This is a genomic window from Micromonospora sp. B11E3 (genome assembly GCF_039871625.1).
Lineage (GTDB): Bacteria > Actinomycetota > Actinomycetes > Mycobacteriales > Micromonosporaceae > Micromonospora.
The window spans coordinates 25,551-49,711 of record NZ_JBDPMC010000050.1; the positions used below are offsets into that span (position 1 = coordinate 25,551).

The 24,161-nt window shown below is 73.7% G+C and carries 20 protein-coding genes and 3 pseudogenes; 6 read left to right on the plus strand and 17 right to left on the minus strand.

Going from position 1 to position 24,161, the window contains the following annotated elements:
- Positions 1-23: 23 nt before the first annotated feature.
- The 3 genes from ABGB16_RS22610 to ftsY form a co-directional block, all read right to left on the minus strand.
- Positions 24-1,472, minus strand: coding sequence for an ammonium transporter (locus tag ABGB16_RS22610; protein ID WP_347670090.1), 1,449 nt, complete (start codon positions 1,470-1,472; stop codon positions 24-26).
- A 236-nt stretch (positions 1,473-1,708) separates the two neighbouring features.
- Positions 1,709-2,512, minus strand: a complete 804-nt coding sequence (locus ABGB16_RS22615; RefSeq protein WP_347670110.1) for an aminoglycoside phosphotransferase family protein — start codon at positions 2,510-2,512, stop codon at positions 1,709-1,711.
- A 66-nt stretch (positions 2,513-2,578) separates the two neighbouring features.
- Positions 2,579-3,802 (minus strand): signal recognition particle-docking protein FtsY, encoded by a 1,224-nt coding sequence (gene ftsY / locus ABGB16_RS22620; RefSeq protein WP_347670091.1) that lies wholly within the window; start codon positions 3,800-3,802, stop codon positions 2,579-2,581.
- 149 nt (positions 3,803-3,951) lie between these two features.
- On the opposite strand from ftsY, the gene ABGB16_RS22625 reads away from it, so the two are divergent.
- The 3 genes and pseudogenes from ABGB16_RS22625 to ABGB16_RS22635 form a co-directional block, all read left to right on the plus strand.
- Entirely contained in the window at positions 3,952-5,670 is a 1,719-nt protein-coding gene (locus tag ABGB16_RS22625) for an alkaline phosphatase D family protein (protein ID WP_347670092.1), read from the plus strand.
- A 60-nt stretch (positions 5,671-5,730) separates the two neighbouring features.
- Positions 5,731-6,171 (plus strand): MarR family transcriptional regulator, encoded by a 441-nt coding sequence (locus ABGB16_RS22630; RefSeq protein ID WP_347670093.1) that lies wholly within the window; start codon positions 5,731-5,733, stop codon positions 6,169-6,171.
- Positions 6,172-6,265: 94 nt separating this feature from the next.
- Positions 6,266-6,670 (plus strand): annotated as a pseudogene (locus tag ABGB16_RS22635) (DinB family protein); the annotation flags it as partial.
- A gap of 84 nt (positions 6,671-6,754) precedes the next feature.
- On the opposite strand, the gene ABGB16_RS22640 reads toward ABGB16_RS22635, so the two are convergent.
- From ABGB16_RS22640 to ABGB16_RS22650, 3 genes are all read right to left on the minus strand, one after another.
- The gene (locus ABGB16_RS22640) at positions 6,755-7,381 is read right to left on the minus strand and encodes an HAD-IA family hydrolase (RefSeq protein ID WP_347670094.1); all 627 of its coding nucleotides are present in this window, start codon (positions 7,379-7,381) and stop codon (positions 6,755-6,757) included.
- Positions 7,378-10,974 (minus strand): chromosome segregation protein SMC, encoded by a 3,597-nt coding sequence (gene smc, locus ABGB16_RS22645; RefSeq protein ID WP_347670095.1) that lies wholly within the window; start codon positions 10,972-10,974, stop codon positions 7,378-7,380. The genes ABGB16_RS22640 and smc overlap by 4 nt, the downstream gene beginning before the upstream one ends.
- A gap of 360 nt (positions 10,975-11,334) precedes the next feature.
- On the minus strand, positions 11,335-11,529 hold the full coding sequence (locus tag ABGB16_RS22650) for a hypothetical protein (protein ID WP_347670096.1): 195 nt from the start codon (positions 11,527-11,529) through the stop codon (positions 11,335-11,337).
- A gap of 372 nt (positions 11,530-11,901) precedes the next feature.
- On the opposite strand from ABGB16_RS22650, the gene ABGB16_RS22655 reads away from it, so the two are divergent.
- Positions 11,902-12,906 (plus strand): CAP domain-containing protein, encoded by a 1,005-nt coding sequence (locus ABGB16_RS22655; protein WP_347670097.1) that lies wholly within the window; start codon positions 11,902-11,904, stop codon positions 12,904-12,906.
- Between the two features lie 131 nt (positions 12,907-13,037).
- Positions 13,038-13,883: an endo alpha-1,4 polygalactosaminidase gene (locus tag ABGB16_RS22660; protein ID WP_347670098.1), complete on the plus strand. Its 846-nt coding sequence runs from the start codon at positions 13,038-13,040 to the stop codon at positions 13,881-13,883.
- Between the two features lie 261 nt (positions 13,884-14,144).
- Here ABGB16_RS22660 and mutM read toward each other — a convergent pair whose 3' ends face one another.
- The 11 genes and pseudogenes from mutM to ABGB16_RS22715 all read right to left on the minus strand — a co-directional run.
- On the minus strand, positions 14,145-15,002 hold the full coding sequence (mutM, locus tag ABGB16_RS22665; protein ID WP_347670099.1) for a bifunctional DNA-formamidopyrimidine glycosylase/DNA-(apurinic or apyrimidinic site) lyase: 858 nt from the start codon (positions 15,000-15,002) through the stop codon (positions 14,145-14,147).
- Positions 14,995-15,846 carry a ribonuclease III gene (gene rnc, locus ABGB16_RS22670; RefSeq protein ID WP_347670100.1) on the minus strand — a complete coding sequence of 284 codons (852 nt, stop codon included), beginning with the start codon at positions 15,844-15,846 and terminating at the stop codon, positions 14,995-14,997. Before rnc ends, mutM begins: the two co-directional genes overlap by 8 nt.
- A gap of 97 nt (positions 15,847-15,943) precedes the next feature.
- Positions 15,944-16,942 (minus strand): phosphate acyltransferase PlsX, encoded by a 999-nt coding sequence (locus tag ABGB16_RS22675; RefSeq protein WP_347670111.1) that lies wholly within the window; start codon positions 16,940-16,942, stop codon positions 15,944-15,946.
- Between the two features lie 114 nt (positions 16,943-17,056).
- Positions 17,057-17,230, minus strand: a complete 174-nt coding sequence (rpmF, locus tag ABGB16_RS22680; RefSeq protein WP_347670101.1) for a 50S ribosomal protein L32 — start codon at positions 17,228-17,230, stop codon at positions 17,057-17,059.
- Positions 17,231-17,235: 5 nt separating this feature from the next.
- Positions 17,236-17,799: a YceD family protein gene (locus ABGB16_RS22685; RefSeq protein ID WP_347670102.1), complete on the minus strand. Its 564-nt coding sequence runs from the start codon at positions 17,797-17,799 to the stop codon at positions 17,236-17,238.
- Between the two features lie 109 nt (positions 17,800-17,908).
- Positions 17,909-18,406: a hypothetical protein gene (locus tag ABGB16_RS22690; RefSeq protein WP_347670103.1), complete on the minus strand. Its 498-nt coding sequence runs from the start codon at positions 18,404-18,406 to the stop codon at positions 17,909-17,911.
- Positions 18,407-18,626: 220 nt separating this feature from the next.
- A complete protein-coding gene (coaD, locus tag ABGB16_RS22695; protein ID WP_347670104.1) occupies positions 18,627-19,115 on the minus strand; it encodes a pantetheine-phosphate adenylyltransferase in 489 nt (162 codons plus the stop codon).
- On the minus strand, positions 19,112-19,675 hold the full coding sequence (gene rsmD, locus ABGB16_RS22700) for a 16S rRNA (guanine(966)-N(2))-methyltransferase RsmD (RefSeq protein ID WP_347670105.1): 564 nt from the start codon (positions 19,673-19,675) through the stop codon (positions 19,112-19,114). The genes coaD and rsmD overlap by 4 nt, the downstream gene beginning before the upstream one ends.
- A gap of 98 nt (positions 19,676-19,773) precedes the next feature.
- The gene (locus tag ABGB16_RS22705) at positions 19,774-20,430 is read right to left on the minus strand and encodes a hypothetical protein (protein ID WP_347670106.1); all 657 of its coding nucleotides are present in this window, start codon (positions 20,428-20,430) and stop codon (positions 19,774-19,776) included.
- Positions 20,349-20,585, minus strand: coding sequence for a hypothetical protein (locus ABGB16_RS22710; protein WP_347670107.1), 237 nt, complete (start codon positions 20,583-20,585; stop codon positions 20,349-20,351). The genes ABGB16_RS22705 and ABGB16_RS22710 overlap by 82 nt, the downstream gene beginning before the upstream one ends.
- Positions 20,586-21,183: 598 nt before the next feature.
- A pseudogene (locus ABGB16_RS22715) lies at positions 21,184-21,405 on the minus strand (IS5/IS1182 family transposase); the annotation flags it as partial.
- A gap of 229 nt (positions 21,406-21,634) precedes the next feature.
- Here ABGB16_RS22715 and ABGB16_RS22720 point away from each other — a divergent pair.
- Positions 21,635-24,161, plus strand: a pseudogene (locus tag ABGB16_RS22720) (hypothetical protein); the annotation flags it as partial.

Below are 24,161 nucleotides of genomic sequence, written 5' to 3' on the forward strand. Positions count from 1 at the left end.
CCAATCCTTCCATCCCAGGAACGTTAACCGGCGACCTTCTCGCTGACCGGCCCGGCGGGGTCCGGGACCGCGCCCGAGCCCGCCGCGCCCGGCTTCGCGTCCTCGGTGACGGGCCGGGCCGCGGCCGGGCCGCCCGGAGCGCCGATCCCGGCGAGCGCGAAGGCGCCGCCCGCGCCGCCGGCGGCCGGGGAGAGGTCGTAGCCGCTCTCGGCGTGCTCGGCGATGTCGATGCCCTCGACCTCTGCCTCCGGCTTGAGGCGGAAGCCCATGGTCTTCTCGATGGCGAAGGCGAGCACCCAGGCGACCGCGAACGACCACGCCGTCACGATCAGGCCGGCGAGCGCCTGCCGGCCGAGCTGGGTGAGCCCGCCGCCGTAGAACAGGCCGTCGGACGCGCCGATCACGTCGCCGATCGCCGAGTTGACCGAGTTGGTGGCGAACAGGCCGAGCCAGAGCGACCCGATCCAGCCGCCGACGAAGTGCACGCCGACCACGTCGAGGGAGTCGTCGTAGCCGAGCCTGTACTTCAGGCTGATGGCGAGCGCGCAGACCACGCCGGCGACGATGCCGAGCAGGACCGCCGCCCACGGGGCGACGAAGCCACAGGCCGGGGTGATGGCGACCAGGCCGGCGACGGCGCCGGAGGACGCGCCGACCATCGTCGGCTTCCGGTCCTTGATCCACTCGACCGCGATCCAGCCGAGCACCGCGGCGGCGGTGGCGAGCTGCGTGTTGAGGAACGCGAGCCCGGCGACCGAGTCGACGGTCAGCTCCGAGCCGGCGTTGAACCCGAACCAGCCGAACCAGAGCAGGCCGGCGCCGAGCGCGACGAGCGGGATGTTGTGCGGCTTCATGCCCTCACGCGGCCAGCCGAGCCGCTTGCCGAGCACGAGCGCCAGGGCGAGCGCGGCCGCGCCGGCGTTGATGTGCACCGCCGTGCCGCCGGCGAAGTCCAGCGCGTGCAGCTTGGCGCCGATGATGCCGCCGCCCCACACCCAGTGGGCGACCGGGAAGTAGACCAGGGTGGCCCAGCCGAAGGCGAACAGCAGCCAGCCGGCGAACTTCGCCCGGTCGGAGACGGCGCCGCTGATCAGCGCGACGGTGATCACCGCGAAGACCATCTGGAACGCCATGAACACGTAGAGCGGAACCCCGATGCCGCTGGGGTTCTCGGCGGTCGCGCCCCACAGGTCGGTCTCGGCGAGGAACGTCTTGGTGCCGAGGTAGGCGCCGGGGTCGCCCCAGAGCCCGTTCACGTCGCTGCCGAACGCGACGCTGAAACCGTAGAACCACCACAGAACGGAAATGAGCCCGATCGCGGAGAAGCTCATCATCATCATGTTGAGCACGCCCTTGGCCCGGTTGAGCCCGCCGTAGAACAGGGCGAGCCCGGGCGTCATGAGCAGCACGAGCGCGGTCGACACCAGCAGCCAAACCGTGTTGCCGCCGTCGATCGTCGGTGCTTCAGGCACGCTGGCCTCCTAAGGTGAGGTTCCCTCCTTCACGGCTTCCGGGGCAGCGCCGCCCGTACGCCGGTTGCCCGAAGCTTGCTCGGCCCCTGTTTCCCCCAGCGTCACCCGCCGATTTCCGACGGATGACACTGTGTTTCGGACGTGTGAAGAAGACCTCACCGCCGGCCGGGCGGCCGACGACGGGTTCGAGCCAGCCGAGCCGCCGGCCCGAGCCCCGCCCGCCGCGGCCGGCGGGCTCAGCGCAGGGCGTACTCCAGGTGGTGCCGCTCGTAGTCGAGCAGGCGCAGGTCGCGCATCGGGCGGCGAAGGTGACCCTTGTGCACGATCCGGACGAACGCCGGCTCCCCGGCGGCGGCCATCCGGCGGATGCCCTCGACGTGGTCCACGATCCGCTTACGGATGGTCCGGACCAGCCGGTGCCGGTCGCGCGGGATCAGCCCGTACGCGTCGGCGAACAGCCGCAGCCGGCGCGGCCGGTCGGGCCGCTTCCAGCCGAGCGTGATCGAGTCCCGGTCGGAGAAGATCGGCACCCACGTCCACGCCGCGTACGCCACGTCGTAGATCCGGGCGCCGGGCGAGGCCAGGTCGAAGTCGATCAGCCCGAGGGTGCCGTCGGGGCGCCAGATCACGTTGTGCGGGGCGGCGTCGTGGTGGCAGATCACCTCGGTGTCCGGCGGGGGCGGCCCGAACGAGCGCCAGACGGCGCCCGGCGGCGGGACGAAGCCGTACTGGGCGTCGTGGAACATCCGCAGCATGGTCGCCACCGTCACCAGCGCCTCGTCGGTGACCCAGTGCGGGGCGAGCGGGTACTCCCCGCACTCCCCCTCCAGGTACGACAGCACCTCCCGGTTGCGCTCGTCCATGCCGAGCGCCCGGGGCGCGCCGGTGAACCCGACGTACTCCAGGTGGCGCAGGAGGGCGTGCACGGACGGGGTCCACGGGCCGGCGTTGCGCCGGACGGTGTCGCCGACCCGGACCACGGTGCTCACGTTCCCGCCACGCAGCGGGATCTCCTGCGACGTCACGTACGGTCTCCCCAGGCCGGGCGCCGCGTGGCGGGGGTCCCGCCACCCGGCGTGGGCGTGCTGCTCGCTGGTCACTCGAGGCTACGCGTCCCGGGCGAGCGGCTCGGTGCCGAGCAGCGCGTCGACGAACTGCACCGGGTCGAACGGGGCGAGGTCGTCCTTGCCCTCGCCGAGGCCGACCAGCTTGACCGGGATGCCGAGCCGGCGCTGCACGGCGATCACGATGCCGCCCTTGGCCGTCCCGTCGAGCTTGGTCAGCACCACGCCGGTCACGTTGACCACCTCGGTGAAGACCCGGGCCTGCTCCAGGCCGTTCTGGCCGGTGGTGGCGTCGAGGACGAGCAGGGTCTCGTCGATCGGGCCGTGCTTCTCCACGACCCGCTTGACCTTGCCCAGCTCGTCCATCAGGCCGACCTTGTTCTGCAGCCGGCCGGCCGTGTCGATGAGCACGGTGTCCACGCCGGTGTCGATGCCCCGCCGGACCGCGTCGAACGCGACGCTGGCCGGGTCGGCCGCCTCCGGGCCGCGGACGGTCTCCGCGCCGACCCGGCTGGCCCACGTCTCCAGCTGGTCGGCGGCGGCGGCCCGGAACGTGTCGGCCGCGCCGAGCACGACGCTGCGGCCGTCCGCGATCAGCACCCGGGCGATCTTGCCGCAGGTGGTGGTCTTGCCGGCGCCGTTGACGCCGACCACCATCAGCACGGCGGGCCTGCCGTCCTTCGGGGCGGTGCGCAGCGACCGGTCCAGGCCCGGGTCGAGGGCCTCCACCAGCTCGGCGGCGAGCAGGGTGCGCAGGTCGGTGGCGGAGCGGGTGCCGAGCACCCGGGTCCGCTCGCGCAGCCGGCCGACGATCTCCTGGGTGGGCTCGATGCCGACGTCGGCGGTGATCAGGCTGTCCTCGATCTCCTCCCAGACGTCCTCGTCCAGGTGCTCGCGGGAGAGCAGGCTGAGCAGGCTCTTGCCGAGGACGTTCTGGGAGCGGGCCAGGCGCGAGCGCAGCCGGACCAGCCGGCCGGCGGTCGGCTCGGGCACCTCGACGGCCGGCACCTCGACGGGCGGCACCTCCACCACCAGGGGCGGCACCTCGACCACGACGGGCGGCGGCTCGACCAGGATGCCGGTGGAGACGTCGGCCTCGGGCGCCTCGACGGGTGGCCCGGCCAGCTCCTCCTCGGCGCGGGTGCGCACCTCCGTCTCGGGCAGCGGCGGTTCGGGGCGCCGGCGCAACCGTGGCACCACCAGCCCGAGGGCGCCGAGGATCAGCACGCCGAGCAGGGCAAGCGCGATGAGGAGGTATTCCGTCATGCCGAAATCCTGTCAGATGGCGGCGACCGCCGCTTCGTCACCGCACCCGACGGGCTGCCGACTGTGGGTACGCTCGCGCCAGCCAGGGGGTGGCCGGGCCGCCGTCCGGGTAGAAATGACGAGATCCGTTCGCCCTGGAGGAGGTTCCCGTGCCGGCTCCCCGCCTGCTCATCGGCCCGCTGCTGCGCCGGGTCGTCGGCACGCGGGCGACGGTCTGGGTGGAGACCAGCGCGCCCGCGACGGTCCGGGTCCGCACGGCCGACGGCGCCGGGGGCACGGCGACCACCTTCTCCGCGTACGACCACCACTACGCGCTCGTCGTGGTGGAGGGGCTCGCCCCGGACAGCGCGACGACGTACGAGGTGCTGGTCGACGGCGAGGTCGCCTGGCCGGTGCCGGGCGCCGGGTTCCCGCCCAGCCTGATCCGCACCCGGGCGGCCGACGACCGGGACCAGCCGGTGCGCCTGCTCTTCGGGTCCTGCCGGGAGACCACCCAGCACGCCACGGCCCGCCGGCTGCCGCCGGACGCCCTCGACGCGTACGCCCGGCGGCTGATGGCCGAGCCGGAGCGGGCCGCCGCCCTGCCCGACCTGCTGGTGCTCCTCGGCGACCAGGTCTACGCCGACGAGACCTCGCCCACGGTGCGACGGCTGCTCAAGCGGCGCCGGCGGCGACCGCGGGGCGCCCCCGCGACGCAGGTGGTCAGCTTCGACGAGTACACGAAGCTGTACCTGGAGTCGTGGCGCGACCCGGAGATCCGCTGGCTGTTCTCCACCGTGCCGAGCGTGATGATCTTCGACGACCACGAGATCATCGACGACTGGAACACCTCGGCGGGCTGGCGCGCCGAGATGCGCGGGCAGCCGTGGTGGGCCGAGCGGATCGCCAGCGGGCTGGCGTCGTACTGGGTCTACCAGCACCTGGGCAACCTCGCGCCGGACGAGATCACGGCCGACCCGGTCTACGCCAGGGTCACCGCCGCCGGGGCGGACGCCACCGAGGTGCTGCGCGAGTTCGGCGCCCGGGTGGACGCCGAGGCCGACCTGGCCCACGACACCGAGAGGTGGCGGGCCGTGCAGTACCAGTGGAGCTACGCCCTGGACCTGGGGCGCACCCGGCTGGTGATGCTGGACAACCGGTGCAGCCGGGTGCTGGAGGCGGGCCGCCGGGCGATGCTGCCGCCGGGCGAGTGGTCCTGGTTCCTCGACCGGGCGCACGGGGTGTACGACCACCTGGTGGTCGGCGCGTCGCTGCCCTGGCTGCTGCCGCCGGGCATCCACCACGTCGAGGCGTGGAACGAGCGGCTGGCCGACTCCCGTCGCCGCTGGGTGGCCGGGTCCGCCGAGCGGCTGCGCCGGGCGCTGGACCTGGAGCACTGGGCGGCGTTCCGGCGGTCCTTCGACGCCCTCGCCGCGCTGTTCGCCCGGATCGGCAGCGGCCCGGCCGGGAGCACCGGCAACCGGGTCGGCGCGGGGCCGGCGTACCCGCCGCCGGCGTCGATCAGCGTCCTCTCCGGCGACGTGCACCACTCGTACGTGGCCCGGGCCCGCTTCGACGACCCCGCGGTGCGTACGCCCGTGCACCAGCTCACCTGCTCGCCCATCCACAACCAGGTGCCGGCCGCCATGCGCCCGCTGATGCGACTCGGCTGGTCGCCCGGCCCGGCGGGCGCCACCCGGGCCCTCGCGCGCTCGGCCGGGGTACGCCGACCGAGCGTGCGCTGGCGCAAGCTGGCCGGCCCGTACTTCGGCAACGCGGTGGCCACGCTGACCCACCGGGGTCGGTCGGCCGAGGTGACGATCGAGGGCACCACCGGCGACGGTCGACTACGACCGGTGGTCCACCGGCGGCTCACCTCCGACGCCTGACTGCCCCGGCCGCCGCGCCGCCGCGCCGCGCCGCCGCGGCCGGCCCGTACCCTGGCGTCCGTGGACGATCACCTGCCGGAGCCGCTGCGTGCGGTGGAGCACGAGGTGACGGCGCTGCTGCGCCGGGGGCGGGTGCTCTCCTGGGAGATCGCCCGCGAGGTGCACCCCGACCTGGAGCCGAACACGTACGGGCTGCTGCTCTGGCTGCGCCGGTGCGACTCGGTGCGGCTGACCGACCTGGCCGCCCGGCTCGGCGTGGGCAAGGGCACGCTCAGCCGCCAGATCACCGGGCTGGAGGCGCTGGGGCTGGTCCGCCGCGACCCGGACCCGATCGACCGGCGGGCGTGGCGGCTCAGCCTGACCGAGGAGGGCCAGCGGCGGTTCGACGCCGCCCGGGCGTCCCGGCTCGGTCCGCTGCGGCGCACGCTGAAGAGCTGGCCGGAGCGGGACGTGGCGGAGTTCGGCCGGCTGCTGCGCCGGTTCAACGACGCCCTGGACTGAGCATCGCCGCCCCTGCGGGAGAGGCCCGGGCCGCCGCATGTCGGTCCCGTGAGAACTTGACGCTTCCGGTACGCCAGGAGCCCCCGCCCGGCAAGGGCTGACCGCCGAGCAGTTGCGGACGCCGAGCGTCGAGCCGTCCGGGCTCACGCTGCTCGGCCTGGTCCGGCACATGGCCGAGGTGGAGGCCTGGTGGTTCCGGGAGAACTTCGCCGACCAGCGGGTCGACTGGCCGTACTTCACCCGGGAACAGCCGGACGCCGACTTCGACGTCAGCGCCGCCGACGCCGAGGCCGACTTCGCGACGTACCACCGGGAGGTGGAGCTGGCCCGGGCCGCCGCGGCCGGCCGCACCCTGGACGAGACGTTCACCGAGGTCGGCCCCAAGCGCCGGACGTTCAACCTGCGCTGGGTGTACGTCCACATGATCGAGGAGTACGCCCGGCACAACGGCCACGCCGACCTGATCCGGGAGCGGATCGACGGCGCGACCGGCGACTAGGCCGCCTGCCCGCGTTCTTGGGCACTTACCGTTCGCGCCGAACGGCAAGTGTCCAAGATCGGGCGGAACACCGCCGGGGCGCGGTCAGTCCGGCGTCGGCTCCAGCGCAGCCCGCAGGTAGCGCAGCCCCTCCGGCCCGCTCCACCGGAACGCGGACAGCCCGGCGGCCCGCGCCCCGCTGACCGCCCGGTCCTCGTCGTCGACGAACAGCACCCGCTTCGGGGGCGTCCCCAGCGCCTCGCAGGCGGCCCGGAAGTACTCCGGGGCCGGCTTGTGCACCCCGATCGCCGAGGAGTTGACCACCACGTCGAGCTCGCCGACCAGGCCGAGGGCGGCGAGGTCGGCGTCGAGCAGGTCGGTGGCGTTCGTGCCCAGCCCGACCTTCACCCCGGCGGCCCGCACCTCGCGGACGAACGCCAGCACGTCCGGGTCGACCTCGCCCCGGTACTGCTGCCACTCCTGCACCGCCGCGCGGGCCCGGTCGGCGCCCACCGACGGGGTCAGCGCGTCCGCCACGCTGGTCATCCACTGGGCGTGGCTGACCTGGCCGGTGAGCACCGGCTGGAGCAGGCCCCAGGACATGGCGATCTCGCCGAGCACGCCCTCGGCGAGCCCGTACTCCCGTTCGACGCCGGCGGCGACCGCCGGGTCCCAGCGCCGCAGCACACCGTCGAGGTCCAGCAGAAGCGCCGTGGCGCGTTCCCGACTCACTCGTTCTTCTCCTGCTCGTCGTCGGCCCGGTTGAGCCGCTGGCTGATCACCTGGGTGACCCCGCTGCGCATGGTCACCCCGTACAGGGCGTCGGCGATCTCCATCGTCCGCTTCTGGTGGGTGATGACGATCAGCTGGCTCTTCTCCCGCAGCTGCGCCAGCAGCGTGATCAGCCTGCCGAGGTTCACGTCGTCGAGGGCCGCCTCGACCTCGTCCATGATGTAGAACGGGCTGGGCCGGGCGCGGAAGATCGCCACCAGCATGGCCACCGCGGTCAGCGACCGCTCGCCGCCGGAGAGCAGCGACAGCCGCTTGATCTTCTTGCCGGGCGGGCGGGCCTCGACCTCGACGCCGGTGGTGAGCAGGTTCTCCGGGTCGGTGAGCACGAGCCGGCCCTCGCCGCCGGGAAACAGGACGGTGAACACCTGCTCGAACTCCCGGGCGGTGTCCTCGAACGCGCTGGCGAAGACCTCCAGGATCCGGTCGTCGACGTCCTTGACCACGGTGAGCAGGTCCCGGCGGGTGGCCTTGAGGTCCTCCAGCTGCTCGGAGAGGAACTTGAACCGCTCCTCCAGCGCGGCGAACTCCTCCAGCGCCAGCGGGTTGACCTTGCCGAGCAGGACCAGCTCCCGCTCCGCCTTGGCGGCCCGCTTCTCCTGCACCGGCCGCTCGTAGCGGACCGGCTCGGGCACCGGCAGGCCGTCCCGCTCGGCCGCGGCCACGTCCGCCTCGGTGGGCGGTACGGGCTGGTGCGGGCCGTACTCGGCGACCAGCGTCTCCACGTCCAGGCCGAAGTCCTCGGCGGCCTTGGCCTCCAACTGCTCGATGCGCAGCCGCTGCTCGGCGCGCGCCACCTCGTCGCGGTGCACCTGGCTGGTCAGTCGCTCCAGCTCGGCGCCGAGGCGCTTCGCCGCGCCGCGTACCTCGGACAGCTCGGCCTCGCGGGCGGCGCGTTCGCGCGCCACGGCGTCGCGGTGCTCCTCGGCCCGCGCGATGGACACGGCGAGCCGGGTCAGCGCCTCCCGGGCGCCGCCGACCACGGCCCGGGCGATCCCCGCGCCCCGGGCGCGGGCCGCCCGGCGGGCCGCCGCGCGTTCCCGCGCGGCCCGCTCGGCGGTGGCCTGCCGGCGCAGCGAGTCGGCCCGGCCGGCGATCGAGGAGACCCGCTCCTCCGCGGTACGCACCGCGAGCCGGACCTCCATCTCGTTCTGCCGGGCCTGCGGCACCATCGCGGCGAGCTGGTCGCGTTCCTCGGTGGACGGCTCGGCGTCGATCGGGGTGGCCTCGGCCAGCCGCAGCCGCTCCTCCAGCTCGGCCAGCGCCTGGAGGTCTCGCTCCCGGGCGGCCTCGGCGCGGGAACGGGACTCGCCGAGCCGGTCGGTCTCCGCCTTCGCCGACCGGGCCGCCGCGCCCAGCTCGGCGAGCCGGCGGGCGGCGGCGTTGCGGTGGCTCTCGGCCTCTCGCTTGGCGGCGGCGGCGTGTTGCACCGCCTCCTTCGCGGCGGCCACCTCGGCGCGCGCCTCGACCAGCCGTTCGCGCAGCTCGGCGGCCGCCCGCTCGGCGGCGAGCCGGTTGGCCCGGGCCTCCTCGACGGCGGCCTGCACCTCGATGAAGCTGGGCGCCTTGGCCGACCCGCCGGCCGCCGCGTACGCGCCGACCACGTCGCCGTCGGGGGTGACCGCGCGCAGCTCCGGGTTGCTGGCGACCAGCTCGGACGCGGCGGCGAGGTCGTCGACCAGCACGACGTCGCGCAGCGCCCGGTAGACGGCGGGGCGGATCGCCGCCTCGCACTCGACCAGGTCGGGGGCCCAGCGGGCGTCGTCGGGCAGCTTCGGGCGCAGCGCGTCGGCCGGCCCGGCCATGCCCGGGCCGGCGGGGCTGCCGACCAGCAGTCCGGCCCGGCCGGCGTCGGAGATCTTCAGCAGTCGCATCGCCTCGACGGCCTCGTCGACCCCGCTGACGGCCACCGCGTCGGCGAGCCCGCCGAGCGCGGCGGCGAGGGCGGCCTCGTGGCCGGGGGCGACGGTGAGCAGTCCGGCCAGGCTGCCGAGCAGACCGGGAACGTCGCCGGCGCGGGCGAGCAGGGCGCCCGCGCCGTCCTTGCGGCGCAGGCCGATGGCGAGTGCCTCCTCGCGGGCCTTCCAGGTGGCGGCGTCCTTCTCGGCGGCCCGTTCGGTGTCGGTGAGGGACCGGACGGCGGCCTGCGCCCGCTCCTGGACGGCGACCGCCTCGGCGTGCCGCGCGTCGAGGTCGGCGTTGTCCCGGTCGGCCTCGGTGGACTGCTCGGCGACCGCGTCCAGCTCGGCCTGCGCCTGCTCGGCGCGGCCCAGCGCGTCGGTGTGCGCGGCGGCGAGCCGCTCGATCTCCTCGCCGGCGCTGGTGGTGCGGGCCCGGGCCGAGTTGACCTGCCCGGTGAGCCGGGCCAGCCCCTCCCGCCGGTCGGCGATCGCCTTTGCCGCGGCGACCAGCTCGCGCTCGGCGGCGGCGAGCTGGCGTTCCAGTTCCTGCCGCTGCTCCACCGCCTCGGCCAGCCGGATCTGGTCGTCGGTGAGCGCGGCCCGCAGCTCCTCCTCCTGCTCGCGGACCCGCTCCGCCTCCGCCTCCAACTGGTCGGGGTCGCGGCCGGGACGCTCGTCGTCGGTGGTGGCGCTGAGGTGGCGCAGCCGTTCCAGGGCGAGCTGCTCGATCGAGCGGAACCGCTCCTGGAGGGCGGAGAGCTTGTACCAGGTGTCCTGGGCGGCGGCGAGCAGCGGCGCGTCCTCGGCGAGGGCGGCCTCCAGCTCGCCGAGCCGGGCCTGGACCTCGGTGTGCTCGGCCTCGACCTGCTCCCGCCGCTCGCGCAGGGCGCTCTCGTCGGCGATCTCCTTGTCGAGGGTGGCGCGCAGGGTGGCCAGGTCGTCGGCGAGCAGCCGGAGCCGGGCGTCGCGCAGGTTGGCCTGGATGACGGCGGCCCGCCGGGCGACCTCGGCCTGCCGGCCGAGCGGCTTGAGCTGTCGGCGCAGCTCGGCGGTGAGGTCGGTGAGCCGGTTGAGGTTGGTCTGCATCGCGTCGAGCTTCCGCAGCGCCTTCTCCTTGCGCTTGCGGTGCTTCAGGACGCCGGCCGCCTCCTCGATGAACGCCCGCCGGTCCTCCGGCTTGGCGTGCAGCATGCCGTCGAGGCGGCCCTGCCCGACGATGATGTGCATCTCGCGGCCGATGCCGGAGTCCGACAGCAGCTCCTGGATGTCGAGCAGCCGGCAGGAGTCGCCGTTGATCTCGTACTCGCTCTCGCCGGAGCGGAACATCCGGCGGGTGATGGAGACCTCGGTGTACTCGATCGGCAGGGCGCCGTCGGTGTTGTCGATGGTCAGGGTGACCTCGGCCCGGCCCAGCGGCGCCCGCCCGGCGGTGCCGGCGAAGATCACGTCCTCCATCTTGCCGCCGCGCAGCGCCTTGGCGCCCTGCTCGCCGAGCACCCAGGCGATGGCGTCGACGACGTTGGACTTGCCGGAGCCGTTCGGGCCGACCACGCAGGTGATCCCGGGTTCCAGCTTCAGCGTCGTGGCGGAGGCGAAGGACTTGAACCCCTTCACCGTCAGGCTCTTGAGATACACCTTCTCGATCCTCGTCCGGTGGCCGCCGTACCGTCGCGGGCTGCGCGGACCTGGTAAACCCGCAGACTAACCCGGAACCGCGGCGGCCCGGGCACGCGACCCGCCCCGGCATGGTCCGCCGACCCGGCCCGAACCGCCCGTACCGGTCTTTCCCGGAACGGATCGGACGTAACCAAGGACACTGACCTCGGTCAATGATCACTTCCCGCGGGGAGCGCCCTCGACCAATGGCGGGCGGATCGGCGGGCGACAAGATCGAAAAACGGCGACCGGAGAGGGCCCGGACATGGCTGCGCGCCGGCACGAAAGTGTCGGCGCGCGATTTTGCGTGGTGCGATTCAGTTTTCCGACAACCGGAGATCAGGTCAGCGCCGGCTCCGCCAGACGCAGGAGGCCGTCCGCCTCCGTCGCGGCCGCCGCCAGCCGATCGTTCTCGGCGCGCAGACGCGTGATCTCGAACTCCAGTGCCTGAACCCTGGACCGCAGTCGGGTGACCTCGTCGAGCAGACGCCGGTCGGGCGCTGCACCTACGTGGCCGTAGAGGGCCTTCGCCATGCTGACTCCTTGATATGCGCTGCCGGAAAGGCCGGCCAACGCGCGCCCATTCGCTCGCGACTGCCATTCCCAGCGATTCTGGGCACGACCGGGCGCGACTGGCGACAACTCCATATTGAGCCGACACCCCCTCCTTCGTCAAGTTCCCGCAGGCCGTAGATCATCTCCACGTCGGCCTGACCACTTGTCGGGGGCTGCCACAAGGCTCGGACACGCTCTGTCCGGACCCCTTGACTGTACGCCGCGGATCACCGGATCGGCCCCCCACGCGAGCCGCCTTCGCCTTAACTCTTTCTTAGCCACGTTGCCGCAGGTCACGGCGCGCCCGTACGGTCAGCCCGGCCCGCAACCGACCCCCTGGGAGGCAGAGGCGTGTACGGCTGGACCGACGGCGACGACCCCGAGAACGCCCGCTGGCGGCAGGGACCACCGGCGGACAAGCCGGCCTGGTTGACCGACCGGCCGGCGCCCCGGTCGGCGTACCTGTTCGGGGACGAGCCGGACCAGCCGGACGACCAGTGGCACCACCAGTCCCGACGCGACCCGGCCACCGGCGGGCAGCCGGTCGACCTCGCGACGCACCGCGTCGGCGGGACCGGGCAGGTCCCGACCGGCGGACGGGGCCGGCACCGCTCGGCCCGCCGGGCGCCGCGGCGACTGCTGATCGGCGGCGCGGCCGCGGCCGCCACCCTGCTGGTCAGTCTCGGCGTCGGCGCCCTGGCGCTGCCGGGCCGCGACGACCCGGGCACCGACGCCGCCGCGGTCGACGACCTCGCCGCCGCCACTCCCGTCGTACCCGGCGAGACGGCGGAATCGGCCGATCCCCTGCTCGGCCTCTCGCCGAGCGCGGCGCCGACCACCGCCCGCCCGTCCCCCACGCCGAGCCGGACGGTCAGGCCGGCACCGGCGCCCAGCCGGACCACGGCCGCGTCGCGGAGCCAGCGCAGCGCCGCGCTCGCCGCGCCCCGCACCGCGGCCCCGGCCGTCGAGGGCGTCAGCGCCCAGGCGCAGGAGGTCGTCGACCTGGTCAACGCCGAGCGGGCCAAGGCCGGCTGCGCCGCGCTGAAGATCGACGACAAGCTGATGGCCGCCGCCCAGCGGCACAGCCAGGACCAGGCCGACCACCGGGAGATGTCGCACGACGGCAGCGACGGCAGCGACGTCGGGGACCGCCTCGACCGGGTCGGGTACGCGTGGCGGGCGTACGGGGAGAACGTGGCCTGGAACCAGAAGACCCCGGCCGAGGTGATGGACGCGTGGATGAACAGCCCCGGTCACCGGGCGAACATCCTGAACTGTTCCTTCACCGAGATCGGCGTGGGCGTCGCGACGAGCAACGGACCGTACTGGACGCAGGACTTCGGCACTCCGCGCTGAGGCGCGTCGCGCGGGGGGCGGCGCTCGTTTGACCGGGTGAGGTACGCCGAGGCGGGCGCGGCCCCGCGCACGGTCAGGGCAGGCGTACCCGATCGGGCGGCCGGGCGCCGCCCGCGACCCGGGAGCTGCCGATGCGGATCCGGCTGCCGTCGCCCGACGTCGGGTACGGTCCGCGCCGGGCGCTGCGCTCGCTCGTGGCGCTGGCGCTGCTCGCCTCGGCGTACGGGTGCCGGCTGGAGGTGACACCGCCGGGCGCGCCCACCCCGTGGCCGACCGCGTCGGCCCGGTACTGGCGCTGGCAGTGGCAGCTCAGCGGGCCGCTCGACACGGACGTGGACGCGGACGTGTTCCTGCTCGACGCGGTGCGTACCACCGCCGCCGAGACGTCCGCGCTGCGCGAACGGCACCGCCGGCTGGTGTGCCAGGTCAGCGTCGGCGCGTACGCCCGGACGGACCCGGACGCGGACCGCTACCCGGCGGCGGTACGCGGCGCCGCCGGCACGCGGCCGGGCGTGCGATGGGTGGACGTGCGGCGGTGGGACGCCCTGCGCCCGATCCTGGCCGACCGGTTCCGGCTGTGCCGGGGCAAGGGCTTCGGCGCGGTGGCGCTCGCGGACGCCGACGGGTACGCCCACCGGCCGGGCTTCCCCCTCGACTTCGACGACCAGGTGCTGTTCAACCGGCGGGCGGCCGCGCTGGCCCGCTCCCTGGGCCTGTCCCCGGGGCTGCTGGGCGGCGTTCCGCAGGTCGCCGCGCTGGCGCCGGACTTCGACTTCGCGGTCAACGAGGAGTGCGTCCGGCTGCGTGAGTGCGACCGGCTGCTGCCGTTCACCGAGGCGGGCAAGCCGGTGTTCCACGTCGAGTACGCGGGCGACCCGGCGGACTTCTGCGTGACCACGGTGGGCTACGGCTTCGCGTCGATGCGCAAGACCCGCGAGCTGACCGCCTGGCGGGCCCCCTGCCCGCCCGCCCCCTGACCGAGGTGAGCGCGACCACCACCGACCGGAACGTCCACGCCATCACGAGGAACGTCAGGGCCAGCACGAACGCCATCACCAGCGGTAGCTTCTGGCGGATGTGCGCACGGCGCGGGGACATCCGGGTCCGGCCCCGGCTCGTCCCGGAGGTCGTGGGGCGCGGCCGTTCGGCCCGGCGAACCACACCGAACAGATGAAATGGGCAAAAAGCGGCGCGGGCGGGTGCGCCGCGCCGGTGCCGACCCGGAGCTTTTCCCCGGGTCAGCCCCGGAGCGCCCCTCGGGGCCGGGGCTGGCAGCGCGGGCAGCTGTACGAGGAGCGGTTCATGAACGCCTCCCGCCGCATCGGCGCCCCGCACCGCCGGCACGGCTCACCCTCCCGCCCGTACGCGTTGAGCGAGCGGTCGAAGTAGCCGCTCTCGCCGTTGACGTTGACGTAGAGCGCGTCGAAGCTGGTGCCACCCTGCGTGATCGCCTCGCCGAGCACGTCCCGGACGTGGCCGAGCAGCCGCAGCGCGGCCGGTCGGGTCAGCGCGTCGGTCGGCCGGGCGCCGTGCAGCCGCGCCCGCCACAGCGCCTCGTCGGCGTAGATGTTGCCCACCCCGGAGATCAGGGTCTGGTCGAGCAGCGCCCGCTTGACCTCGGTACGCCGCCGGCGCAGGGCGGCGACGAAGTCGGCGTCGGAGAACTCCGGGTCCATCGGGTCGCGGGCGATGTGCGCGATCTCGGCGGGCAGCCCGGCCCCGCCGTCGGACACCGACAGCCCGCCGAACGTGCGCTGGTCGACGAAGCGCAGCTCGGGGCCGTCGTCGGCGAACCGGAACCGCACCCGTAGGTGCAGCTCGTCGGCGGCGGTGGCCGGCTGGAGCAGGAGCTGGCCGGACATGCCGAGGTGGCCGACGATCGCATCGCCGCTGTCCAGCGGCAGCCACAGGTACTTGCCGCGCCGGCGCACCTCGCGCACCGTCCGCCCGGTCAGCACGTCGGCGAAGTGGGCCGGCCCGGGCAGGTGCCGGCGGACGGCCCGCGGATGGCGGACCTCCACGGCGGCGATCCGGCGCCCCGGGACCCACCGGGCCAGTCCCTGCCGGACGGTCTCGACCTCGGGCAGCTCAGGCACGGCCCGCCTCGGCCACCCCGGCGTCCACCGGGCTCCCAAGGCCCCCGGCCTCCCCCGCACCGTCCGGGTTCCCGGCGGCGTCCGCAGCCTGGCCGGCCGCCTCGGCGGCCTCCCGCTCGGCCTGCTCCCGCTCGGCCTGAGCCGTGAGCTCCCGCCACGCGGACTCGGCGGCCCGCTGCTCGGCCTCCTTCTTGCTCCGGCCCTCCGCCCCGCCGTAGCGGTTGCCGGCGACCACCACCCAGGCGGTGAACGTCTTGAGATGGTCCGGCCCCGTGCCCTCGATGCGGTAATCGGGGACGCCCAGCCCGAGGGCGGCGGTGAGCTCCTGGAGGCTGGTCTTCCAGTCCAGCGCCGCGCCCCGCCGGGCCGACTCGGCCATCAGCGGGTCGAACAGGCGGTGGATCACGAGGGCGGCGGTGTCCAGCCCGTACTGGAGGTAGATCGCGCCGAGCAGGGCCTCCAGGGTGTCGGCGAGGATGCTCGCCTTGTCCCGCCCGCCGGTGCTCTCCTCCCCCTTGCCCAGCAGCAGGTACGCGCCGAGCCCGGCGGGGCCCAGGCCCCGCGCCACGTCGGCCAGCGCCCGCATGTTGACCACGCTGGCCCGCAGCTTCGCGAGCTGCCCCTCCGGCAGGTCGGGGTGGTTCTGGAACAGCGCGGTGGTGATCACCACGCCGAGCACCGAGTCGCCGAGGAACTCCAGCCGCTCGTTGGTGGGCAGGCCGCCGTTCTCGTACGCGTACGAGCGGTGGGTCAGCGCCCGCTCCAGCAGCTCCGGGTCGATCGAGACACCGAAGGCCGCCTCGAGGTGGCCGACGGGAGCACGCCGCCGCTTGTCGTTGGTCATGGTGCGGTTACCTTCTCGTTCGCGACTGGGCGGTCCGCGCGCCGCGTTCCCCGCCCGACCGGGAGGGGACGCGCCGCGCCGGGCCGGGACCGGACGGTCACCGGCTCACCCCGGTCTCGGTGGTGCGTTCGATGTGGTCGTCAGGGGACAGCCCGGCCTCCGGCGCGCCGGCCAGCAGCGCGGCGACCGTGTCGGTGGCCCCACGCCGCCGCAGATGGGCGGCGAGGGCGATCCCGGAGGCGACGTCGTCGCCGCGCGCCGCGCCGTGGCACACCACCACCGTGCCCGCGACGCCGAGCAGGGCGGCGGCCCGGGGGACGCCTCCGCTGGCCGGTGGGCCACCGGCCATCGCGTACGCGCCCTCGATCGCCTTGAGCAGGACGTTGCCGGTGAAGCCGTCGGTCACCACGACGTCGGCGCGGGTGCCGGACGCCAGGTCGTACCCCTCGACCAGGCCGACGTAGCGCGCCCCGCAGGGCAGCACGGCGGCGGCGAGCGCGGGGTCGGCGGCCCGACGCAGCCGGTCCCCCTTCCCCGTCTCGGTGCCCACCGACAGCAGCCCGACCCGGGGCTCGGCGACGCCGTGCGCGACGGCCGAGTAGGCCGCGCCCAACACGGCGTGCCGGGCCAGGGTGGCCGGTCCGGGTTCCAGGGAGCCGCCGACGTCGAGCAGGACCACCGGACCGGCGAGCGCCGGCAGGGTGGCGACCAGCGCCGGCCGCCGCACGTGCGGCCACCGGCCGAGGGCGAGGGCCGCGGCGGTCACGGTGGCGCCGGTGGCGCCCGCGGAGACCACCGCGTCGGCGATGCCGTCGCGGACGGCGGTGACCGCCGACCGGACGGTGCTCTCGGCGCGGGCGGCGACGGGGTGATCGGCCATGCCGACGGCGGAGCGCACCGGCCGGACCGCGACCCGGGCGCGCTGCGCCGGGTCGAGGGCACCGATCAGCTCGTCGGCGGCCTCGGCCGGGCCGACGAGCAGGAGGTGCAGGTCCGGGTCGGCGCGCATGGCCCGCAGAGCGCCGTCAACCACGACGGCGGGAGCGTCGTCCCCGCCGAGGAGGTCAACGGCGATCCGCGCGGTGCCCGGCTCCAGCGGGACGCCGACCGGAACGGGCCGGCCGGCGGCGGCCGGAGCCGGGACACCGGGCGATCGCCAGTATGCGCGCGTCACCCGACCGGGGGTCGGGGACGTCACTCGGCGTCCAGGTCAGACCTCGAGGACCTGGCGGCCCTTGTAGGTGCCGCAGACGGAGCAGGCGGCGTGCGGCAGCTTCGCCGACTTGCACTGCGGGCAGGCCACGGTCGCGACCGCCGCGGTCTTCCACTGCGCCCGGCGGGACCGGGTGTTGCTGCGCGACATCTTGCGCTTGGGGACGGCCACGGTTCTTACTCCTCTTTACGGGTCAGTTGCGACAGGCCCGCCCAACGCGGGTCGATCTGCTGGTGGCTGTGGTCGGCCGGCAGATCGTCCCAGTGCACCCCGCAGTCGGGGCACAAGCCTGGGCAGTCCTCCCGGCAGAGCGGGTTGGTCGGCAGCGCCAGCACCACCGCGTCCCGCAGCGCCGGCTCCAGGTCGATCAGATCGCCCTGCATCCGGCCCACCTCGTCCTCGTCGGTCGTGGAGTCCGTGGTGCTGTTCTCGTACGCGTACAGCTCCTGGATCCGGACGACCACCGAGTCGTCGATCTCGCGCAGGCAGCGGCCGCACTCGCCCTTGACGGGACCGCTGACGGTCCCGGAGACGAGCACGCCCTCGGACACCGACTCCAGCCTCAGGTCGAGGTCGAGGTCAGCGCCCTCCGGCACGGCGATCAACTCCACGCCGAGGTCCGCCGGTGCCGGCACGACCCGCTTGACCGTACGCAACGCGCCAGGTCGGCGCGGCAGGTCCCTCGTGTCGAGGACCAGCGGCGACCTGGGGTTGAGTGGGCTTGGCGAGTGTTTGGGCATAGTCAGACTCCGGCCGGTGAGAGGCCGACAAAAAAGGTTACCTGGGCGACCGCCGGACCGTCGAACCGGGGGCGACGCCCGCCCCGCCTGTCGGCTGCTGAGGTGCCGGTCAGAAGGGTAGCGGGCGCTCCGCCTCGTCGCCCGCGAAGGTACCGATCTCGCGCAGGGCGTGCATCTTGTCCCGGCCGCGCTCGATCGAGGCGAGGGCCCGGGTGAGGAACTGCTCGAAGTTGGCCAGCGCGGTGTCGACGTAGTCGTCGACCTCCTCGCGCAGCCGCTGCGCCTCCGCCCGGGCCTCGGCGATGATCCGGGCACCCTCGTGCTCGGCGGAGACGGTGATCTCGTTCACCGACACCAGCCGCGCGTGTTCCGCCTCACCCTCACTGATGATCCGGTCGGCCTCCCGCTTGCCGGCCTCCATGATCTTGTCCCGCTCCTCCAGCAGGGCGGCGGCCCGGCGCAGCTCGACCGGCAGCTCGGCGCGCAGCTCGTCGAGGGTGGCGATCAGCTCACCCCGGTCGAGCATGCAGTTGTTCCGGGACATCGGGACGGACCGGGCCGTCTCCACCATGGCGATCAGTTCGTCGATTCGGTCGAGCGGGTCCACCGGTACCTCACTCCTGTCGTTCGTCGGCCGATCTACATGATGCGGGTTGGCGCCCGGTTCCCGCTTCCACCCATCATGTCGTGCCCGGGCGACAGCCCGGCGGCGCGCCCCGCCCCGGCGCGTCGGGCGAGTCGCGCCCCGACGCCGGCGGATCGGGCGACTCGCGCCCCGACACCGGCGGATCGGGCGAGTCACGCCCCGACGCCGGCTCGACGCGGCGTCAGGAGCGGGTGCCGGGGCCCAGCCGGGCCTGGAGCTCCTCACGGACCCGGTCGGGGACGTGCGGGGAGACGTCGCCGCCCCACTTCGCCACGTCCTTGACCAGGCTGGAGGAGAGGAACGAGTAGAGCGGGTTGGTCGGCATGAAGAGCGTCTCGACGCCGGCCAGCCCGATGTTCATCTGGGCCATCTGGAGCTCGTAGTCGAAGTCGCTGACCGCCCGCAGGCCCTTGACCAGCACGCTGGCCTGCTGGGCGCGGCAGAAGTCGACCAGCAGCCCCCGGAACGACTCGACCCGCACGTTGGCGTACGAGGCGGTGACCTCCCGGAGCATGTCGATCCGCTCCTCGACGGTGAACAGGCCGCTCTTCGACTGGTTCACCAGCACGCCGACGATCACCTCGTCGAAGAGGCGGGCGGCCCGCCCGATGATGTCGAGGTGTCCATTGGTCACCGGGTCGAAGGAGCCGGGACACACCGCACGTCTCATGAGCGGCGACCGTACCAAAGGGTGGTCTCGCCGTACCGGCGGCTGCGTTCCCCGGTGACACCCGGCACCCAGGCGACCGGCCCGCTCCGGCTGGACCGCTCCACCACCACGAGGGCGTCCGCGGCAAGCCAGCCGTTGTCGACCAGCACGGCCAGCATCGCGGTGACGTCGGCGTCGGACACGGCGTACGGGGGGTCGGCGAAGACCACGTCGTACGGGCCGCCGTCCGGCACCGTCGCCAGCACCGTGGCGACCCGGCCGGTCACCAGTCGGGCGGCCGGGGCGGCCCGCAGCGCGGCGACGTTCTCCCGGATCACCCGGGCGGCCCGCGCGTCGGACTCGACCAGCAGCACGTGCGCCGCTCCCCGGGACAGCGCCTCCAGCCCGACGGCCCCGGAGCCCGCGTACAGGTCGGCGAAGCGCGCCCCCTCCAGGTCGACGTCGGCCTGCACCGCGCTGAACAGCGCCTCCCGGACCCGGTCAGAGGTGGGTCGGGTGCCGGCGCCGGGGGGCGCGGCGATCCGCCGCCCGCCCAGCGTCCCGGCCACGATCCGGGTCACCGCGTGCTCCCGCTCATGCCCCTGACGCTACGCGACGCCTGGGCACCGACAGACGCCCCGGGCCGCCATGATCGCGCTCCACGACAATACTGTTGCGTTTAGCGCCGTGAGCGGGAGGCAAGTCCCTTCTCGAAGACTGTGATGTTGGCGTGGAAGGTGTAGGTCTGCGTGGTTGCGGGGTGCTGGCTCACTGCTGTTCGCTCGACGAAGGCCTGCGTTCCGCAGCTCCGCATCGATGTAGTCCGCGAATCTGGGCTTTGAGCTGGGCAAACACCTATTGGCCGGTGACCTGGCGTGTCACAAGGCCGTGGTGTTCGCGCTGGCCAGGCGGTTGCGGGTGCGGCGTCGAAGACGCGGGGCGGTTCGGTGATCCGCAGCTTCGCGAGTAGGGCCTTCTGGGGTTGGGACAGCTCGGTACGCTGGGCGAACGTGCCGGCGGGGCCGGTGAACACGCCGAGGTGCAGCCGGTCGATCTCGGTGCGGATCGCCGTCCAGGTGCGGCCGGTCTCGGTCTCGGCGACCCGGATGAGTAGCAGGGCCAGCCAGCAGAGCAGGATGTGGGCGCGGATGCGGTCCTCGCGGCGGTGGAATACCGGGCGCAGGTCGAGGGTGGTCTTCATGTCGCGCCAGCCGCGTTCGACGTCGATGACGAACCGGTCGTCGGTGTCGATGTCTACTTCTTTGGCCTGCAGGTTCTGTGCGGCGGTGGCGTAGCGACCCTGCCGTGCGAGGGCGGCGGCCCGTCGAGCAGCCACGCCCCGCCCAGTGGCCGTGACTCGACGAACGACAGCCCGGCCGGCGCGGCCGCCGCGAGGGCGTCGGCCGGGTCCAGCAGTCGCGACAACGCGTCGACCAGCCGGCGCACCCCGGCCACGTCGAGTTGGTCCTCACGGCCGAACGAGTACAGCACCCGCGTCTTGGACGCCTTCGCGACCGGATCCCACTCCTTGTGGGCCAGCTGCAGGTAGCGGACCGCCTGCCCGTCCCGCGTCTTGCGGGTCGACGCCTTTACGTTCGGCTATGGCCGGCGCTATCCCCGGGTGTCCCGTCCCCGGGTGTTCGCCGCGCGCGCCGCCCACGCGCCGGAACTGCCGCTGGTCCGGCTGCGCAGCCGCGCCGAGGTCCGCCGGTGGCTGGCCCGCCTGCCCACCTTCTGAGCGCCCCGCACTCCGCGCCTCGCGCCGTCCCTTCCGGCCCGGTTCGCTGCGTATCCCAGCCGTTTTCGGGCCCTGTGTCGGTGGGGGACGAACGCCGCGGGTACCGGGGCCGGTTGAATTTGTTGCGCGAAGTGAACCCGCTGCTACGGTCCGGCCGTGAGATAGCAGGGGGGGGTGAGGGGGTGAGCGTGTTGGGCGACGAGGGACTGCGGGCCGAGATGCGGCGGCGTCATGGGTGAAATGGTGCCCTTGAACGAGGGTGCCCTGGCGCGGCGGGTGGAGTTGCTGGGGGGAACATCGTGCTCGGAACCTTCGGTCAACTGGCGGGGAAGTCGCGTAGCTGGGTGGCCTTCATGGTCGGCGGGTGGGGCGGGTGTCCCTCCGGTACGAGATCCATGCCTGACGGATGAGGCTGCGGATGGTGACGATGGCGTCGGCGAGGTCGGCGAGGTCGAAGTGAGCGTTGGCCACGTCTTCTTTGCGTTCGTAGCAGTGTTGTAGCCGGTTGAAGGTGTTGTGCCAGGCGTTCGTGGGTTCGGTGTGCCACCGCCGGGTGGCCTGGACCGGGGCCTTCGACGCCCTCGCGGGCGATCTCGCCGGTCGGCCTGCGGGCGGTGAGCAGGGCCTCCGTCACCGTATCGGGGTCAACCCGGAGGAGACCGGCACTGATTTGGTTCCGGGCATGAGCGGCGGTCAGCGCGGCTGATCCGGGGCGGGGAAGGAGCGTTGCGCGTTGGCCGCCGCCGTTCCGACCGTTGAGCTCCCCGAGAGTTCGATGCGGGTTTTGGAAGGGTTCACCGGGATGAAGTTGTCCCGGGCGAAGCTGCCGTTGTTGTGGCAGGACATCGGCACGGCCGAGGTGCTGGAGCATCGGGTGCGTACGGTGCTTGGTCCGTTGCTGGAGCAGACGATCAAGGCGGTCGGGGAGGCGGGAGAGGGCGAGGTCTTCGACCGGTTCGTGGCCCAGACCGTTCCGTTCGTGAAGAAGATGGCCGAGACGGCTGACCTGCTGCTCGCCGTGATCGAGGCGGAGAAGAACTTCTTCCTCGAGACGGAGAAGGGCAAGCGTCTGGCGATCGCCATGTTCAGCTTCATGCAGGCCGAGTTCGCCGTCGCCTTCGCGATGTGGTTCTGGAATCCGGTGGGGGCGGCGGCACACATCGCCCAGACACGGTCCATCATCCAGGCGATCCTGCGTTCGGCGTTGGTCCGCTCGGCGGCGAGCAGCACGGCTATGCAGATGTTGTTCATGCCGGGTTCTGCGCTGCTGGCCGAGGTGTCGATGATGACCGACGGTCTGCAGTCCGGGGTGAACTGGTCGGCGGTCGGTAAGCAGGCGGCGTACGCGGGGGCGGTGGCGTTCCTCAGCACGGTGGCGGGGCCGGCGTTGGGTAAGGTCGCCGGCGCTGTCGCCGGCGCTGTCAGCAAGCTGGGCGTGTCGGATGCCACCAAGATTCTGTTGACCGATGTGCTGACGCGGCCCGTGACGGAGACCCTCGGGGAGGGGCTCTTCGGTATCGGTGCCAGCTTGATGGTCGAGGGGTACTACGACTTCGACAATCTTGGTGCGGACCTTCTTTCCGGGGCGCTGTCGGGGGCGGGGGGGTCGGCCGCGAGCGTGTTCGGGTTCCTCTTGAGTCGCGCCGTGATGCAGCCCGGGGTGCAGGTGCCTCGTATCGATTTCACGCCGGACGGTAGGCCGGTCATGCCGGTGGGGGCGACACCGGTTGGTGGGGACACGTCCACGGGCTACCAGAGCGGGGTCGATGATCCGACGGCTGTGGGTGCCGGCACGCAGGCCCTGCCGCCCACGCCGCCGCCCACCCCGCCGCCGCTGCCGGCAGTGAACATGCCCACGCCGAAGCTGAACCTGCCCACGCCGAAGCTGGACCTGCCCATGCCGAAGCTGGACCCGTCGGTGCCGTCGGTGCCGTCGTGGTCGGTGCCGTCGTGGTCGATGCCGGCTGCGCCGGCGCCGCAGTGGGTTGTGGCAGCTGGTGCGCCGGTGGTCGAGCAGTGGCATCGGTTCCAGCAGGAACTTGCAGACCGCTACGGTGGGCTGCTGGCCGGGACGGGGCAGGCACGGCAGTTCCTGGCCGCGCTTGCCGTGCCGGTCGAGCAGGTGTTCACCGAGTGGGCCGACGCGCGGCAGAACGACCCGGCCGTCCCGGCTTTCCTGTCTCAGGTCGGTCTGCCCGCCACCGCCCTGACCAGCCAGATCCTGTTCGGTGTCCGGGACCAGGCGGTCGCCTGGATCACCGAAACGCTCGCGGGGATGGTCCCGGCGGGCGGGCAGGTCCCGGCGGCGGTACGTCCGGAGCAGCTTGTCGACGCGCTGCGGGCGGAGTTCGACCGGCAGGCGCTGCGCGTGACCGCGGACCTGGCCGCCGAACACCACATCGACCAGTTCGCCGCCGGCCTACCGACGGGCCCCGGCACGCCGACAGGCCCCGGCACGCCGACGGGCCCTGGCACGTCGTCGGCCGCTGGCACGTCGTCGGCCGCTGGCACGTCGTCGGCCGCTGGCGTGCCGGCAGGCGCTGGCGTGTCGGCAGGCGCCGGGGCGGCGGCGGTGCCGTCCGCCGCCGTGATCGAGGTGGTCAAGAGCGCGGTGCGGGACCATGTGGCCCGGAGCCTCGCCCCGATCCTCGGCGCCACCCCACTACCCACCGCACCACCCACCGCACCACTGACCGCGCTGCTCGCCGCGGCGGCCAGTCCCGGCGCCGGGCAGGTCAACGCCGTGGCGAACGTGGTCCGGCAGGTGGTCACCGACCTGCCCGCCCGTTTCACGGCCGCGGCCATTCCCGACACCACCGCAGCGCACACCACCGCGTCCCCGGCGGACACCCCGGCACACCGGCGTACCGACGCGCCGCCGGTGCCGGTGACTCCCGAGCAGCACACCGCAGCCGCGACCAGCCTGGCAGTAAAGCAGTTCACCGCCCTGGCCGACCAGTACGACGTCAAGCCGGCCAACCACCCCTTCGCCAAATCGTTCCAACAGGACTGGGTCAACGGATACCACCAGGTCCTCGCCCAGGCCGCCGGCAGCGCCACGCCCGCGACCCCCAGCACGCCGGCTGTGCCCAGCACGCCCGGCACGCCCAGCACGCCCAGCATGCCGGGCACTTCGGGTACGTCCGGCACGCCGGGTACGTCCGGCACGCCGGATGCGGCCGGCGCCCGCAGTACGGTGCCCGGTGGCGCTGCCCCCCGCACCGACGGCACGCCGAACCAGGACCACACCAGCGACAGGACGTCGGTCAATGACACGTCCGTCTCCGGTTACGACAGCATCTTCAGCCGCGATGGCAGGCCCGACGACA